General features: G+C 69.5%; 13 protein-coding genes and 2 pseudogenes. 9 read left to right on the top strand and 6 right to left on the bottom strand.

The window, feature by feature from the left end:
• Positions 1 to 114: 114 nt before the first annotated feature.
• Entirely contained in the window at positions 115 to 582 is a 468-nt protein-coding gene (locus FHX46_RS16510; protein WP_167115535.1) for a hypothetical protein, read from the top strand.
• Positions 583 to 631: 49 nt separating this feature from the next.
• Positions 632 to 1,033, top strand: coding sequence for a hypothetical protein (locus tag FHX46_RS16505; protein ID WP_167115532.1), 402 nt, complete (start codon positions 632 to 634; stop codon positions 1,031 to 1,033).
• A gap of 487 nt (positions 1,034 to 1,520) precedes the next feature.
• On the opposite strand, the gene FHX46_RS16500 is transcribed toward FHX46_RS16505, so the two are convergent.
• Genes FHX46_RS16500 through FHX46_RS16490 form a run of 3 tightly spaced genes read right to left on the bottom strand, consistent with a single transcriptional unit; the run spans position 1,521 to position 5,251 of the window.
• Positions 1,521 to 2,729 (bottom strand): mannitol dehydrogenase family protein, encoded by a 1,209-nt coding sequence (locus FHX46_RS16500; RefSeq protein WP_208400172.1) that lies wholly within the window; start codon positions 2,727 to 2,729, stop codon positions 1,521 to 1,523.
• Between the two features lie 50 nt (positions 2,730 to 2,779).
• Positions 2,780 to 4,207, bottom strand: coding sequence for a glucuronate isomerase (uxaC, locus tag FHX46_RS16495; RefSeq protein ID WP_167115525.1), 1,428 nt, complete (start codon positions 4,205 to 4,207; stop codon positions 2,780 to 2,782).
• A 36-nt stretch (positions 4,208 to 4,243) separates the two neighbouring features.
• A complete protein-coding gene (locus FHX46_RS16490; RefSeq protein WP_167115522.1) occupies positions 4,244 to 5,251 on the bottom strand; it encodes a LacI family DNA-binding transcriptional regulator in 1,008 nt (335 codons plus the stop codon).
• 105 nt (positions 5,252 to 5,356) lie between these two features.
• Between FHX46_RS16490 and uidA the strand changes: the two genes are divergently transcribed.
• From uidA to manD, 3 genes are read left to right on the top strand one after another with little or no spacing between them, the layout of a single operon-like run.
• A complete protein-coding gene (uidA, locus tag FHX46_RS16485) occupies positions 5,357 to 7,138 on the top strand; it encodes a beta-glucuronidase (RefSeq protein WP_167115519.1) in 1,782 nt (593 codons plus the stop codon).
• 8 nt (positions 7,139 to 7,146) lie between these two features.
• Positions 7,147 to 8,475 carry a glycoside-pentoside-hexuronide (GPH):cation symporter gene (locus FHX46_RS16480; protein ID WP_167115516.1) on the top strand — a complete coding sequence of 443 codons (1,329 nt, stop codon included), beginning with the start codon at positions 7,147 to 7,149 and terminating at the stop codon, positions 8,473 to 8,475.
• Between the two features lie 11 nt (positions 8,476 to 8,486).
• Positions 8,487 to 9,725 carry a D-mannonate dehydratase ManD gene (manD, locus tag FHX46_RS16475; RefSeq protein ID WP_167115513.1) on the top strand — a complete coding sequence of 413 codons (1,239 nt, stop codon included), beginning with the start codon at positions 8,487 to 8,489 and terminating at the stop codon, positions 9,723 to 9,725.
• Between the two features lie 583 nt (positions 9,726 to 10,308).
• Here the strand turns inward: manD and FHX46_RS16470 are convergent.
• Positions 10,309 to 10,653, bottom strand: coding sequence for an ArsR/SmtB family transcription factor (locus FHX46_RS16470; protein WP_167115510.1), 345 nt, complete (start codon positions 10,651 to 10,653; stop codon positions 10,309 to 10,311).
• A gap of 74 nt (positions 10,654 to 10,727) precedes the next feature.
• Between FHX46_RS16470 and FHX46_RS16465 the strand changes: the two genes are divergently transcribed.
• Complete coding sequence (locus FHX46_RS16465) at positions 10,728 to 11,714, top strand: quinone oxidoreductase family protein (protein WP_208400170.1); 987 nt, start codon at positions 10,728 to 10,730, stop codon at positions 11,712 to 11,714.
• Between the two features lie 287 nt (positions 11,715 to 12,001).
• On the opposite strand, the pseudogene FHX46_RS28525 reads toward FHX46_RS16465, so the two are convergent.
• Positions 12,002 to 12,306 (bottom strand): annotated as a pseudogene (locus FHX46_RS28525) (arsenic resistance protein); the annotation flags it as partial.
• Positions 12,307 to 12,440: 134 nt separating this feature from the next.
• Positions 12,441 to 12,632: pseudogene (locus FHX46_RS16455) on the bottom strand (ArsR/SmtB family transcription factor); the annotation flags it as partial.
• Positions 12,633 to 12,855: 223 nt separating this feature from the next.
• Here FHX46_RS16455 and FHX46_RS16450 point away from each other — a divergent pair.
• From FHX46_RS16450 to FHX46_RS16440, 3 genes are all read left to right on the top strand, one after another.
• Entirely contained in the window at positions 12,856 to 13,710 is an 855-nt protein-coding gene (locus tag FHX46_RS16450) for a formate/nitrite transporter family protein (RefSeq protein WP_167115504.1), read from the top strand.
• A 131-nt stretch (positions 13,711 to 13,841) separates the two neighbouring features.
• Positions 13,842 to 14,978, top strand: a complete 1,137-nt coding sequence (locus FHX46_RS16445) for a zinc-dependent alcohol dehydrogenase (protein WP_208400169.1) — start codon at positions 13,842 to 13,844, stop codon at positions 14,976 to 14,978.
• A gap of 16 nt (positions 14,979 to 14,994) precedes the next feature.
• The gene (locus FHX46_RS16440) at positions 14,995 to 15,570 is read left to right on the top strand and encodes a hypothetical protein (RefSeq protein WP_167115499.1); all 576 of its coding nucleotides are present in this window, start codon (positions 14,995 to 14,997) and stop codon (positions 15,568 to 15,570) included.
• Positions 15,571 to 15,875: the final 305 nt, after the last annotated feature.

Genomic DNA, 15,875 nt, shown 5'->3' with positions numbered 1-15,875 from the left:
CGACCGACAACAGGCAGCCCCCAGAGGGTGAGACCGGGCGTTATGGGCAGCCGGTAGGATATTCACGCCGGGTCCAGCGGAATACCCAGGAACGTCTTGCGGTCGGGAGAAGATATGCGCGACGAGATGCCACTGATTGTTTTCCACGACGATCCTGGCGAGTTCGCCGGGCTGGTGCCGACTTTTGCGGAGGAAGCTCTCCGCGGATCCGGGTTCGATTCCATCACCGTGCAGTGGCCGAAGACTGCGCATCCGGACGAGAAGCGGCGGGTGATGCAGTTCATCATGACGACGGCAGCGCGGGATTGCCGCCATCGAACACTGATGGCGGGCAAGCGAGGACAAGCCGTGGTCAGCGAAGGCTCAGCCGGTTTTCTTGGAGCAGTCGATGGGCTTTGTTGGTGGCTGGGGGAGATCGTCTTGCTGTGTTATTCACCGGACCATCTGACGATGGTCTGGATGCCTGGGAGCGACGGCGCTTTCCTGCACATCGCCGCTTCGCGGGACGTGCTCGCCCTCCACGTTCAGCCCGCCATCCAGGAAATCGGGTTCGTGCTCGATTGGTCCGTCGAATTGATTTAGTTGCCTCGGCCGGTGTCGAAACACTCGGCGACGAGAGGAGTTGTGGCTGGTGAAGTTCACCGGGCTCACGGAGTTTGAGCGCGGGCCATCATTGATTGACTTCGACGTCGACGACCTCGGCGATGTCGACCTGAGAAATCAGGCTCACGTGTCGGCTGTACGATTCGTGCCGAACAAATCGAGTATGTCCGTGTTTATCGATTTGCGTCTCGATGCGGATCCGGACCGAGGTGTCTCATTCGAGTTCGTAGATGCCGAGGTGCTGAAGATTGAAGCATATCTGCCCGGTGGAATCGACCCGGTCTATGGCTTCGCCCATTTGATGGGTATTGCTTGCTGGCGCAATGTGGAGAATGGTCGAGAGGGTTTTTCGTTCGAAACTACGGCTCTTTGTGTGGAGCTGTACGCGACAGAATTGAGAGCTCATCCGGTACCCGCGTCTGAGTGCTGACTGAACTCAGGTGGTTCGCGCAAGGGTGATGACAAGGACGTGGTGAGTACGTGACATCCGGAGTGGGTGCCCGGTTCCTTGGTTTCTTTCGCGAGCGTGCCACCTCCTGAGCAACCTGCGGGCTAGAGCTGTTCTGCGTGGCAACGACGGCTCGAGGTTCGTGGTCGTCTTTCCTCTGCACGGTTCCTCTGTCCGCGTCGTTCGGGGTCGCTTCCTGGCCGGCGTGTCGACGTGCGCGGATCTTGCCGCTGCACGGATCCACGCCGCTCGCTGGCGAGCTGGTGCTGCCTGATCCGCTCCCCGAACCGCACCCGCCGCTGGATGGGGTGACCCGCGTGCGGTTGCCGGGCCAGGCGCGTGCCGGCCGGGAGGCTCGTCCAGCCGCGCCGATCACGAGAGTCCGGTGGCCCATCGGAGGCCGGCGCCGCCGAACAGTGATGGGCGCGGTGCCCGCGGGTAGCGCGACCGGCTCCGGTCAGCGCGATGCTCACGTCAGAACGCGCAGCTCGGCGTCGATCGCGGTGAGGAGTTCCCGGTCGTCGCCCAGCGCGGGGTCGATCGTGGCGAGCACGCGTTGTGCGGGGTTCGCGGTGTGCGCCAAGGGGGTCAGCTCGGCGGCGCGCGTGTCCCGCACCTCGCTCCCGCGCAGGTAGGCCAGCCAGGCGGCCAGGCCGGCGACCGCGCTGTGCGGCAGCCGGCCCCGGGCCCGTTCGCGGTGCAGCACGGGGAGGATCCGCACGGGGATCTTGTGCGAGCCGTCCGCGGCGATCTGGCTCAGCAGGTGCCGGATGCCGGGTGCGGCGAACCGGTCCCGCAGTCGTCGCCGGTAGTCGGTGATCTCGGCGGGGGAGACGGGCAGGTACGCCGCGGCGGTGTCCCACCAGGACTCGGTCAGCTCGCCGAGCACCGGATCGTCGGCGGCCTCGGCGACGGTGGTGTGCCCGCGGGCGAGTCCGGTGTAGGCGAGCAGTGAGTGCGCGGCGTTGAGGATCCACAGTTTGCGCTGCTGGTAGGTCCCGATGTCCTCGACGACCTGCGCGCCTGCCCGCTCCCACTCGGGGCGGCCGCGGGGGAAGGTGCCGGCGATCTGCCACTCGGTGAACGGTTCGGTGACCACCGTCGTCAGATCCCACCGCCCGGTGAGGTCCTGAACGGTCCGCACGTCGCGTTCGGTGGTGGCCGGGGTGATCCGGTCGACCACGGTGCCGGCGATCGCGACCTCGTGTTCCACCCACTCGGCGAACGCGGGCTGCTGGCACACCTTGCGCAGGACCGCGCGCAGGACTTCCCCGTTGTCGGCGAGGTTGTCACACGGCACGAGCGTGATCGGAGCTGCGTTGGCGTGGAAGCGTTCGAGCAACCCGGCCACCAGCCGGGACACCGCCGAGTCGGCGCCCGGCTCGGGGACGGTGTACCCGGCCTCGGTGACCGTGAGGGTGATCAGCGCGACCTCGGGAGAGGCCACGTCCGCCAGCCACTGCCGGGTGTCCGCGCCGGGGTGTGCACGCGCGATCGAGCCGACTGTTTCCACCCGGTCACCCGTTTCGTCACGGACGAGCAGGGAGAACAGCCCACCTTGCCGGGTGAGCAGCTGCGGCAGTTCGGTGTTGCGGAAGGTGTAGGCGGCGATGCCCCAGGCGGGGTCGGCCGCGGTGTACCAGGCCTGGTGGGCGCGGTGGAACGCGCCGAGTCCCAAGTGGACAGCGCGAACGGGCGGTGGTGCGCCGTCGCGGGTGAGTCGCGGGGTCACAGCCGGAACGCCTTCCGCGGCTGGCGGTCGTTGAGGTCGTGGAGCACCTCGTGCGCGTCGTCCTCGCTGAGGACGTGCTCGGCAACCAGGCTCGCGAGGTGCGCGGCGTCGACCCTGCGGGCCGTGTCGTGGCGCGCCGGGATCGAGCAGAAGCTGCGGGTGTCGTCGATGAACCCGGCGGTGCGGTGGAATCCGGCTGTTTCGGTGACGGCGTCCCGGAAGCGGCGCATGGCCCGGGGGGCGTCGAGGAACCACCACGGGGCACCGAGGTACACGGTGGGGTAGAAGCCGGCGAGCGGCGCGAGCTCGCGTGAGAACACCGTCTCGTCGAGCGTGAACAGCACGGTCTGGAACGCCGGATGCGTCCCGAACCGTCGCAGCATGGGCTTGAGCGCCTGCGTGAACTCGGCGTGCAACGGGATGTCGTGGCCGGTGTCGGCCCCGTACCGGGCGAAGGTCGGTTCGTGGTGGTTGCGTTCGACGCCGGTGTGCAGGGCGAGCACCATGCCGTCCTCGCTGGACATGCGGGCCATTTCGCCGAGCAGGTGCCGGGACAGGAGCCGCGCCTCGCCGGGTGCGGCGTTTCCGGCGCGGACCGCGTCGAACAACCGCGATGCCTGCGCCTCCGGCAGGAACTCCATGCGGGCGTCCGGGGCACTGTGGTCGGTGGTGGTGGCGCCGTGCCGGCGGAAGAACTCCCGGCGCTGTTCCAGCGCGGCGATCGTGCCGCGGTAGCTGCCGGTGTCGATGCCGCTCGCCTCGGCGAGGCGCTCCAGCGCGGCGGGCCAGCCCGGGTTCGTGGCGTCGAGGTAACGGTCGGGCCGGAAGGTCGGCACCACCCGGCCCCGCCAGGACGGATCGTCGGCCAGCGCCCGGTGGTGCCGCAGGTCGTCGGCGGGGTCGTCGGTGGTGGCGAGCACGGCGATGTTGAACGACTCGTACAGCTCGCGGGGCCGGAAACCGGGTTTGGCGAGCCGCTCGCTGATCTCGTCGAACAACGCGTCGGCGGTCGCCGCGGAGGGGTGGACCGTCACGCCGAGGACGTCGTGCAGTTCCGCCTCCAGCCACTGGCGCGACGCCGTGCCGAGGAAGAACCGCCAATGCGAGCAGAAGGCGCGCCACACCTCGCGAGGCGCGGCGGTGTGCCCATCCTCGTCGCGCAGGCCCAGGTCGCGCAGCGGGACGCCGTGTGCGTGCAGCAGCCTGGTCACGTAGTGGTCGGGAGTGACCAGGAGTTCGGCGGGGTCGCCGAACGGCGTGTCCCGGGCCAGCAGCGCGGGGTCGACGTGCCCGTGCGGGCTGATCAACGGCAGGTCGCGCACGCTCTCGTACAACCTGCGGGCGATCGACCGCTCGGTGGGGTCGCTGGGCAGGAGCCGGTCCGGATGGGGTTCGAGGGCGATCCCTGTCGAGCCACGGTGCATTCTCGCAGGCTCCCGCCGGGACCGGCGCCGTGGCAACTAGTTGCCACCAGTTGCCGCGGGGGCGGGACCGGTCGAGCCGCGGACGACCAGGTGGGCGTCGAAGCTCTGCGCCGCCTGCTGCCCGCCGCGCCCGGAGAGCTCCGCGCACAACGCGTCCACCGCGCATCTGCCCAGCTTGGCGGTGGGGCCCGCGATCGTGGTCAGCGCGGGTACCGTCAGGTCCGCTCCGAAGATGTCGTCGCAGCCGATGAGGCTGATGTCGTCCGGCAGCCGGACCCCGGCCGCGTGCAGGCGGTGGAGTGTGCCGAGCGCGATCAGGTCGTTGTAGGCGATCGCCGCGGTCGCGCCGTCGAGGATCAGGGCGTCGGCCGCCTCGTGGCCGCCCTGCTGGTTGGGGGCGAACGGACCGAGGAAGGCGGCCCGGATGCCGAGCGAGCCCGCTTCCTCCTGGGCGGCGCGCCAGCGTTGGCTGTTGACCCAGGAGCTGCGCGGCCCGGACAGGTAGGCGATGCGGCGGTGGCCGAGTGCGGCGAGGTGGCGCACCGCCTTGCGCATGCCGGCCGCGGTGTCCACGAACAGGCTCGGCAGGCCGTCGATGTCCCGGTTGACCATGACCAGCGCCCGGTGCTGGGCGAGCTGGCGCACCACCTCGTCGGACAGCCGCGAGGTCGCCAGGATCCCGCCGCTGGTGGCGGCGAGCAGCTGCCGCAGGTTCCGCGCCTCGACCTCGGGCGATTCGTCGCTGTCGGTCAGCGCCAGGGTGAAGTTCCGTTCGATGGCCCGTGCCTGGGCCGCCTTGATCAGCGGCGCGTAGTAGGGGTTGGCGATGTCGGTGACCACCAGCATCAGCGTGCGGCTGCGGCCGGGCGACTCGACCCTGGCCAGCGGCCTCGGCTCGTACCCGACCTCGCGCGCGGCGGCCCGCACCCGCTCGCGGGTGGCTGCGTTGACCCGCGCCGGGTCGCTGAACGTCCGCGAGACGGTGGACGCGGCCACCCCGCAGTGCCGCGCCACGTCGTAGATGGTGACCCGTCCCTGGCCCACGCCCCGCCTCCGGTCCTCGTGGCAACAGCTGGCAACAGATTGTCATGCTACTGGCGGCCTCATACTTTCGGGCGGTACCTCTTGTTGCCCAGAAGGGAAGCAACGATGCTTCGACCGATTCTCAACACCTGGCGAGATCGCCGCACCCTCAACGGGCTCTGGCGCTTCGCCACCGATTCCGGCGGAGCGGGCCGGGACCAGAAGTGGTGGCAGGCGCCGCTTCCCGGCCGCGTCGAGATGCCGGTGCCGGCCAGCTACAACGACGTCATCCCGGACCCCGCGATCCGCGAGCACGTGGGCGACGTCTGGTACCAGACCGACGTGGTGGTGCCCGCGAGCTGGGCGGGGGAGCGCATCGTCCTGCGGTTCGACGCCGCGACCCACCGCGCGGTCGTGTGGGTGGACGATGAACAGGTCGCCGTGCACGAAGGCGGGTACACACCGTTCGAAGCGGACGTGACCGGTGCCGTGCAGCCGGGGCGGACCAGCCGGGTCACGGTGGTCGTCGACAACCGCCTCGGCTGGGACTCGATCCCGCCCGGATACGTCGAGCAGACCCCGGAGGGGCCGCGGCAGCGGTACCACCACGACTTCTTCAACTACGCCGGCCTGCACCGGCCGGTGTGGCTGTACACCACACCGGTCACGCACGTCAGCGACGTGACCGTCCGGACCGGGCTGGCCGGCACGACGGGCACGGTGGACTACGACGTGGCGATCACCGGCGGCGATGCGGACGTGGAGACGCACGTCGTTCTGCGCGACGCGTCGGGCACCGAGGTCGCGCGCGCCGCCGGTACGTCCGGCACGCTCACCGTCGAGGACGCGCACCCCTGGCGTCCCGGCGAGGGCTATCTGTACACACTGGACGTCGAGCTGTGGGACGGCGGATCACCCGCCGACCGTTACTCGCTGAACGTCGGCATCCGGACGGTCGCCGTCGACGGCACCCGGTTCCTGATCAACGGAGAACCGTTCTACTTCACCGGTTTCGGCATGCACGAGGACCACGCCGTCCGCGGCAAGGGCCATGACGATGTGTCGATGGTCCACGATTTCGCGCTGCTGGACTGGATCGGCGCCAACTCGTTCCGCACTTCGCACTACCCGTACGCGGAGGAGATCCTCGACTACGCCGATCGCAAGGGCATCGTCGTCATCGACGAGACCGCCGCGGTGGGGCTCAACCTCGGGCTCGGCGGCGGCATCCTGCACGGCGCGAAGCGGCCGACCTTCTCCGCGGAGACGGTCTCCGACGCCACCCAGCGCACGCACCTGCAGGCGATCCGGGAGCTGGTCGCCCGGGACAAGAACCACCCCAGTGTCGTGCTGTGGAGCATCGCCAACGAACCCGAGTCGCACACCGAGGAGTCCAAGAAGTACTTCGAACCGCTGTTCACCGAGACGCGGCGGCTCGATCCCACCCGCCCGGTCGGCTTCGTGAACGTGATGTTGTCGCCGGCGGACGAGTGCCTGGTGACCGACCTGGCCGATGTCGTGATGATCAACCGGTACTTCGGCTGGTACACCCAGACCGGCGACCTGACCGCGGCCGAGCGCGAACTGGAAGCCGACCTGACGGCGTGGGCGCGCCGGCACCGCAAACCGATCATCGTCACCGAGTACGGCGCCGACACCATGGCGGGCCTGCACTCGGTCGTTCCGCAGCCGTGGACCGAGGAGTACCAGGCGGAGTTCCTGGAGATGTACCACCGGGTCTTCGACCGCGTCGACGCCGTGGTGGGCGAACACGTGTGGAACTTCGCCGACTTCGCCACCTCGGCCGGTGTCTTCCGGGTGGAGGGCAACAAGAAGGGCGTGTTCACCCGCGACCGCAAACCCAAGGCGGGCGCGTTCATCCTGCGACGTCGCTGGAGCCGGCCGTGAAACTGCGCATGAGACAGCTCTTCGGCTACGCGGCCGGGGACGCGGCCAACAACCTGGCCTTCTCGATGTCGTCGATGTTCCTGCTGGTGTACTACACCGACGTGGCCGGAATCCCGGCCGCCGCGGCCGGCACGATCTTCCTCGTCGTGCGGATCTGGGACGGCTTTGCCGATCTGGCCGCCGGCCGGCTCGTGGACAAGACCAGCTCGCGGTTCGGCAAGTTCCGCCCCTGGTTGCTGTACGCCGCCATCCCACTGCTCCTGCTGAGCGTGGCCGCCTTCGCCGTGCCGGACTGGCCGATGCCGGCCAAGATCGCCTACGCCTACCTGACCTACGCGGCGATGGGCACGGCCTACAGCCTCGTCAACATCCCCTACGGTTCGCTCGCCGCGGCGATGACGCAGGATCCCGTCGAACGCACCAAGCTGGCCGGCGCACGCTCCATGGGAGCGTCGGCGACGATGCTGATGCTGATCTTCGTGGTGTCCCCGCAGATCAAGAACTCCGACAATCTGCAGCGATCCCTGCTGCTCACCACACTGGCCTTCGTGGTCGTGGGTGCCGCCCTGTACCTGTTCACGTTCGCCACGGCCAGGGAGACCGTGCCGCGCGCCGTGGCGAAGGTCGGCCTCAAGGACAGCCTGCGGACGCTGCGGCAGAACAAGCCACTGGTGATGCTGTCCGTCAGCTCCCTGTTCTTCCTGACCGCGATGGCCTCGATCCAGACGGTCGGCGTGTACTACGCCCGGAACGTGCTCGGCGACCCGAGTTTCTACATCGCGATCTCCGCGCCGCAGCTGGTCCTGATGTTCGTGCTCGCGCCGCTCGTGCCGAAGCTCGCCCGCCGCTTCGGCAAGGTCACCAGTTACGTCGCCGGTGGGGTGGTGATGGTGGTCGGCGGGATCGGGGTGCTGCTCGCGCCGGCCACGGTCCCGTTCGTGTCGCTGGGGTTCTTCCTGCTGATCGGCATCGGCCTCGGGATCGTCAACACCCTCATGTGGTCGCTGGAGGCCGACACCGTGGACTACGGCGAGTGGAAGACCGGTGCCCGCACCGAGGGCACGACCTACGCGGTGTTCTCCTTCGTCCGCAAGATCGGTCAGGCGCTCGGTGGCGCCGCGGCCGCGTACACCATCGCCCTCGCCGGATACGTCGGCGGCGCCAAGGTGCAAAGCGATGGGGCGTTGTGGGGCATCCGCGCGGCCGCCGGGGTGGTGCCCGCCGTCTGCACGGTGATCGCGATCGCCATCATGATCAGGTACCCGTTGACGGAGAAGCGCCTCCGCGAGATCACCGCCGAGGCCGCGCGCCACCGGAACCAGTTGGTCGAATCATGAACGGAGTACCAGTGCGGATCGATCGTGCCGACGTCATCGTCACCAGCCCGGGGCGGAACTTCGTCACACTCAAGATCACGACCGGGGACGGGGTGGTCGGCTACGGCGACGCCACCCTCAACGGGCGGGAACTCTCGGTCGCCAGCTACCTGCGCGACCACGTCGTCCCCCTGCTGATCGGGCGGGACGCGCACCGCATCGAGGACACCTGGCAGTACCTCTACCGGGGCGGCTACTGGCGGCGGGGCCCGGTCACGATGGCCGCGATCGCCGCCGTCGACACGGCGCTGTGGGACATCAAGGCCAAGGTCGCGGGGCTGCCCCTGTACCAGCTCCTCGGTGGCGCGAGCCGCGACCGCTGCCTGGTCTACGGACACGCCAGCGGGCGCGGGATCCCCGAACTGTCCGACTCGATCCGCGAGCACCTCGACCTCGGGTTCCGCGCGATTCGCGTCCAGACCGGCGTGCCCGGGCTCGACTCGGTGTACGGCGTGGCCACCAGCTCGGCTGCCTCCGTCGGCGGATCCGGCCGGTACGACTACGAACCGGCCCGGCGTGCCGCCCTGCCCGCGGAGGAGACCTGGGACACGCGCGCGTACCTGCGTCACGTGCCCTCGGTGTTCGAAGCCGTCCGGCACGAGTTCGGTCCCGAGCTGATCCTGCTGCACGACGCGCACCACCGCCTCACGCCCATCCAGGCGGCCAGGCTCGGCAAGTCGCTGGAACCCTACGACCTGTTCTGGCTGGAGGACGTGACCCCGGCGGAGAACCCGGAAAGCCTGCGCCTGGTCCGCCAGCACACCACGACCCCGTTGGCGATCGGTGAGGTGTTCAACACGGTCTGGGACTACCAGACCCTGATCCGGGAGCAGCTCATCGACTACGTCCGTTCCCCGGTCACCCACGCGGGCGGCATCACCGGCGTGCGCCGTATCCTCGACTACGCCGCGATGTACCAGGTGAAGTCCGGCATGCACGGCCCGACGGACGTGTCACCGGTCGGCCTCGCCGCCGCTGTCCACATCGGACTCGCGGTGCACAACTTCGGTATCCAGGAGTACATGGTGCACAGCGCGGAGACGACGGCGGTCTTCGGGCCGACGTTCACCTTCGCCGACGGCGGGCTGCGGCCCGGTGAGGAACCCGGGCTGGGCATCCACTTCGACGAGGAACTGGCGGCGAAGTACCCCTACGAGCCGGCGTACCTGCCCACGAACCGGCTGCGCGACGGGACCGTGCACGACTGGTGAACGACCTGCGCGGGCCGGGACGGATCCTGGCCCGCGCTCGTCGCTCACCCGGTGGTGACCAGTGCGGCGGAACCCGCGTAGCCGTCCCGGGCGCTCCAGCATCCGGCCGCTCGTGCGGGGACCGCTGCTCGTGCCCGGTGTCGGTCTCTCCTCTGCTCCGCGGGCGACACGCCGGGGAGTCGCCTGCCGATGAGAGCGAGGAGATGAGGAAGCCGACCTGGCCGATCGCCACGGCGAGGATGGCTGGTGTCGTCGTCGTAGTGGGCGGATGCCTGCGTGTACAAGTCGTCGGGGACTCGCTCGCCGTAGGGGTTGCGGGTGCGGACGGCCTCGACGAGTGCCGCCGCCGCGGGTAGGCCCCGCGATCACCATCTAGCAGATCCGGGCGCTGTGCGACGAGTTCCGCGACGGCCTGCTCGCCCAGCGAGCCCGGGCGCTGCTGCTCACCGGGTTCGCCGTCGCCGCCCGCCGCGCCGAACTCGCTCAACTCGAGGTCCCGACCGGCGCCTCCGAACCGGCGGCTGCGCCCAGTTGGGCAGCGTGGCCACGACCTCCTCGCGGCCGCGGGCCGGCGACCACTCCGTCAGGTGGCCGCGCCGTGACTGACCAGGTAGCTGTCCACGATGTGGTCCAACAGTCCCGGGAACCGCGAGTCGAGGTCCTCATGACGGAGGGATGTCCACCGGCGGTTCCCGTCGTTGCGTTGCCGGATCACCCCGGCTTCGCGGAGCACCCGGAAGTGGTGGGTCAACGTCGACGGCGCGACGTCGACGGGGAAGGTTCCGCACCGCTGTTCCGCCGTGTCCCGCAATGTCCGCACGATCGTCATCCGCGTGGGGTCGGCGAGTGCGTGCAGGACTTCGAACAGATTGATCTGCGCCGTCGCGGGATGCGGCAGCTCTCCTCTCGTACGGCTGGGGCGTGCCACGTCACCGTCTCCTTCCTCCGTGATCCAGTGTACCTTGAATTCGTAGTACGACGAACATCGAATAGGGAGCCGCAGTGAAGGCGTTGCTCATGTCCGGACCGGCCGCGGACGGCAGTACGACGAACGTGGCGGAGGTGGCCGTACCGGAGCCCGGCCCGGGTCAGGTTGCCATCGACGTCGCCTACGCGGGGATCAACTTCATCGACGTCATGGCCCGTCGCGGGGATCCCGGCTACGCGTCGGCGTGGCCGTACGTCCCCGGGCTCGAGGTCGCCGGGACCATCCGCGCGGTCGGTGACGGCGTGACCGGCAAGCAGATCGGGCAACGGGTGGCTGCCTTCACCCCCGGCGGCGGCCTCGCACAGGTCGCCCTCGCCAGCGCGGAGGTCACCGCGCCGGTGCCCGACGGCGTTCCGCTCGAGACCGCGGCGTCCGCCCCGCTCGTGGTGGCCACCGCCCTGCTCCTGCTCACCGAGCGGGCGCGCGTCCGGCCCGGCGAGACCGTGCTCATGCACTCCGCCAGCGGCGGGCTCGGCTCGGTCGTGAGCCAGGTGGCGGCCGCTCTCGGCACTGCCCGCCGGATCGGTACCGTCGGCAGGCCGGACAAGATCGCCGATGGTCTGGCGGCGGGCTGGGACGACGTGTTCGCCCGTGACGAAGACCTGGCGGAGGCCGTCCCCAAGATCGTCCCCGACGGTGTCGACGTCGTGCTCGATCCCACTGGCACCGCGCTGCTCGAGCTCGACCTGAGCCTCCTCGCACCCGGCGGACGTGTCGTCCTGTTCGGCAACGCCGGCGGTGGCACCCCGGCGCCGCTTCCACCGGCCGGCCGCCTGATCGGGGGCAACGCGGGGGTCATCGGGTTCAGCATGAGCCAGCTCATCGCGACCGACCCCGGGGCGGCGGCCGAGGCGCTGACCAAGGGGCTCGAACTGATCGCCCAGGGCAGCGTCCGCCCCGACGTCACCGTCGTCGAGTCACTCGGCAACGTCGCGGCGACTCACGACCTCCTCGCCGAGGGGCTCGGGCGCGGCAAGTACGTGGTGAAGGTCGGAGACTGAGGCGGGACGTGCTGGTCGTGGGGGAGTGGCCGGAACCGGATCGAGGTGGCGGGGGTCAGCCCGCGGGACGTCCAGCGCCGCGGCGTCGGTGACGGGGTGATGGCCGACGAGCGGGTGATCCCGGCCGCCGACGGTGCGGCGTGATCGACCGGGTCGGTCCTCGAGCCGCCCCGTCGACCACCGCGATCCGCCGTTCGCCCGACCGCGCCGGGATGTGCGGGCACCGGAGCAGCAGGAGGTTGGTGCTCCGTCCGGGATGGGTGGTCAGGGGTTGAAGGGCGCCAAGACGCGGCGGGCGACGGGTTCCCGCCGGCGAGGCCGTTCCAGATGATGACCACCGCGATGCAGCGGGCCGACCCGGCGATGGCGAGCCCGGTGCGATGCTCCGGCGGGTCGTGCTGCAGCAGCCACGCGACCGTGAACACCAGCGCCGGCCGATGATTCAATGCAGCAGTGAGACGACCATGAACCGGCGGTCGCGGGTGACGGTGTCCAACCGGTCATAGCGAACCTTGGCCACCACCGGATACATCATGATCAGCAGACCGAGCGCGATCGGCAGCGAGATCGCGTCCACCTGCAGGGTGTCCACACCGGCGGGGACAGGCCACTGTGGACAGACCGGCGACCGCGCCGCGGTCGGCGACCGTGGTCACGCGGTCACCGACGCGGCGTCGTCGGAGGTCACCAATACCGACGACAGCATCTGCAACGTCGTCGGCAGCACCGGAGCACCTTGAGGTGATGCGAGATGGTCGGCCCGGTCAGGTCGAAGGCGTCGGTCAGGTCGCACACGCACGCCTCGCCGCCGGCGTGGGAGGCGATCAGCGACAGCAGTCGCAGGCGCACCGGGTCTCCGAGCGCCTTGAACGCCTTGGCCAGCTCGGCGGAGTGGTCCTCGGTCAGCGGTTGGCGCATGAGCGGGGAGCAGCACACAGCTACGGAATGACCGAACTGTCCCCTCCGCCCGTTCCGAATACAGCTCCCGTGCTTCGCCTCCCACTGAAGAAATTGTTGTCCCCCAACGGGCTGATCAGCCGTGGCGCGGTGGCACCCCCACCGCGGCGCCTGGCCGGCGAATAGGTCCGCTCCCGTCCGGGTATGCGGCCGGTCGCCGGGTTCCGCCACGGTTGGAGACACGATGTCAGACGATTCGAACGACGAACACGCAACTCTGCCCCTGCGGTCCCAGGCCGGCAGCCGGGACGAGCCGGAACTCGAGGAGGCGTTTGACCGGATCATCGCCGAAGGGCGGGACCGGCTGGGACGTCCGTTGCTGCCGTTGGTGGCCACCGGCGTGCTCGGCGGTGTCGACGTCGCCGTGGGAGTGCTGGCTTACCTGGTCGTCAAGCACGAGACCGGCCAGCCGCGGCTGGCCGCCGCCGCGTTCACGATCGGGTTCATCGCGCTGCTTCTCGCGCGCAGCGAGCTGTTCACCGAAAACTTCCTGGTGCCGGTGACCGCTTTGGCGTCCGGAAGTGGTTCCTGGCCACGGTTGCTCCGGTTGTGGCTGGTCACTCTCGCCGCGAACCTCGCCGGGGGTTTCGTGATGGCCGGCATGATCGTGGTCGCGCTGCCCGGCCTTCGGGACACCGCCGCCACGACCGGCGACCACTACGCGACGCTGGGCGTGTCCTGGGCCTCGCTGTTCCTGGCCGTGCTCGCGGGCGCGGTGATCACTCTCATGACCAGGATGCAGCACGCGACCAACGACATGGGAGTCAAGGTCGTCGCGGCGGTGGCGATGCCGTTCCTGCTCGTCGGGGGGCAGCTGTTCCATTCGGTACTCGACTCGATCCTCATGTTCGCCGGCCTGCTCGGAGGCATGGCGCACTACTCGTGGGCCGACTGGGCGCTCGCGCTGGCCTGGTCCTCGCTGGGCAACGTAGTCGGCGGCATCGGCCTGGTCACCTCGATCCGGCTGCTCCGGGTGTTCCACCGCGTCGAGGAGGCCCAGCAGGAGTCCCGTGGAGGAACCGGCCGCCAACCGACCTGACCCGGGCCGCCCGGTCAGCCGAGCGTCATCGGAGGAACACCCGGGAGGATTACGCGGACACGGGACGGGTATGTGCCGGGAGGGGCCCGAGAGGCCGTTCGACGACAGGGCGGAGGAGAACCGTGCGTGCGATGGTCTATCGCGGGCCATACAAGGTCCGTGTCGAGGAGAAGGACGTTCCGGCCATCGAGCACCCGAACGACGCCGTCGTCCGCGTCACCCGGGCCGCGATCTGCGGCTCCGACCTGCACCTGTACCACGGGATGATGCCGGACACGCGGGTCGGCATGACGTTCGGGCACGAGTTCGTCGGCGTGGTGGAGGAGGTGGGCTCCAGCGTGCGGAATCTCGCAAGGGGGGACCGCGTGATGGTGCCGTTCAACATCTTCTGCGGGACGTGCTGGTACTGCGCTCGAGGTTTGTATTCCAACTGCCACAACGTCAATCCCAACGCCACGGCTGTCGGCGGCATCTACGGCTACTCGCACACCTGCGGCGGGTACGACGGGGGGCAGGCCGAGTACGTGCGGGTGCCGTTCGCCGACGTGGGGCCCGCCGTCATTCCCGGCTGGATGGACGACGAGGACGCGGTCCTGCTCACCGACGCGCTCGCGACCGGGTACTTCGGTGCGCAGCTCGGCGACATCGTGGAGGGTGACGTGGTGGTGGTCTTCGGGGCCGGGCCGGTGGGCCTGTACGCCGCGAAGTCCGCCTGGTTGATGGGGGCGGGCCGGGTGATCGTCATCGACCACCTGGAGTACCGGTTGGCGAAGGCCCGCACGTTCGCCCACGCCGAGACGTACAACTTCTGCGAGTACGACGACATCGTCATGCACCTGAAGAAGATCACCGGCTACCTCGGCGCCGATGTCGCGATCGACGCCGCGGGCGCCGAGGCCGACGGCAACTTCGTGCAGCACGTGACGTCGGCGAAGCTGAAGCTCCAAGGCGGTTCACCGGTGGCCCTCAACTGGGCGATCGACTCGGTGCGCAAGGGCGGTACCATCTCGGTGATGGGCGCCTACGGGCCGATGTTCAGCGCCGTGAAGTTCGGGGACGCCCTCAACAAGGGCCTGACGCTGCGGATGAACCAGTGTCCCGTGAAGCGGCAATGGCCGCGGCTGTTCGAGCACATCCGCAACGGTTACCTGAAACCGAGCGACATCGTCACCCACCGCATCCCGCTCGAGCACATCGCCGAGGGCTACCACATGTTCTCGGCGAAGCTGGACGGCTGCATCAAGCCCCTCATCGTGGCGGGCAGCTGAAGGAAGGAAAGGTGCCATGACCTACACCTCGGAACGACCGCCGCTGCCCGAGACGAGTGAGCAGCTGCGCGCCCGGATTCCGGGCTGGGGCGCGGACCTCGATCCGAAGGACCGCCCGTCGGTGCCCAAGCTGCAGTGGCAGGAGGACCGCACCGGCGCGCACTGGGAGTTCCCGGAGCGGCAGCCGGAGAAGTGGCCCCGGGAACGGTCGATCGAGCATGAGTTCCTAACCCCGGTCTTTGGCACTTCGTGCCCGCCGGCGGGTTTTTCGGGGATGCTGCGGAAACTGTCCTACCGGAAGTACAGCGAGGGCCGCGCGGCGCACTGGCTGCTCCTGCTGGCCGCGGACCGGGTGGACGCGTGGGAGAGCCACATCCGTTCGCTGCTGACTCTGCGTCCCGACAACCCGATCACGCAGACCGGGGTGCTCAGCGAGTTCTCCCGGCACGGCGTGTCCTCGCGGTTCGGGAAGAAGCGCGCGGACGTCAAGCACCAGATGCTGGACCCGGTCATCGTCACCGGGCCGTGGGTCCTGGTGGGCGGGCTGGTCTTCGCGGCCATCAGGAGGATGCTGCGGCGCGGGGGCCGGTGATCCCTTCCGGCGGCCGAACGGCCGGGACCCGCCCTGTGGCGCTCGCCTTCCGGCCACGGGAGGAAGCGCAAGGGACACGCCCTGACCGGCGCGGGCACCGGAGCCGGGTTCGGTTGTCAGTCCACTGTGGACACATAGATGCTTTCTTCCGGCCCATGCGGTGGGGGAGGAGCGAGCTGCCCTGGTTGTGCTGCGGCACGCCCCGCCGGGCACCACCGCACCGGACCGGACCGCGGCCGCGGGTGACAGGACCGGCGTGCCGCCGGTGACCGCGATTCGCGCCCCGGAAACGTAGCTGGCCGCGT

It is taken from the genome of Amycolatopsis viridis, assembly GCF_011758765.1.
Lineage (GTDB): Bacteria > Actinomycetota > Actinomycetes > Mycobacteriales > Pseudonocardiaceae > Amycolatopsis_E > Amycolatopsis_E viridis.
Note: the sequence above shows the minus strand (reverse complement) of the source record. Positions and strands in the feature narration are given on the sequence as shown.

Coding starts and splice junctions, on each gene's coding strand:
- FHX46_RS16510 (WP_167115535.1), top strand. CDS start 115: ATGCGCGACGAGATGCCACTGATTGTTTTCCACGACGATCCTGGCGAG.
- uxaC (WP_167115525.1), bottom strand. CDS start 4,207: ATGCACCGTGGCTCGACAGGGATCGCCCTCGAACCCCATCCGGACCGG.
- uidA (WP_167115519.1), top strand. CDS start 5,357: ATGCTTCGACCGATTCTCAACACCTGGCGAGATCGCCGCACCCTCAAC.
- FHX46_RS16480 (WP_167115516.1), top strand. CDS start 7,147: ATGAGACAGCTCTTCGGCTACGCGGCCGGGGACGCGGCCAACAACCTG.
- FHX46_RS16450 (WP_167115504.1), top strand. CDS start 12,856: ATGTCAGACGATTCGAACGACGAACACGCAACTCTGCCCCTGCGGTCC.
- FHX46_RS16445 (WP_208400169.1), top strand. CDS start 13,842: ATGGTCTATCGCGGGCCATACAAGGTCCGTGTCGAGGAGAAGGACGTT.
- FHX46_RS16440 (WP_167115499.1), top strand. CDS start 14,995: ATGACCTACACCTCGGAACGACCGCCGCTGCCCGAGACGAGTGAGCAG.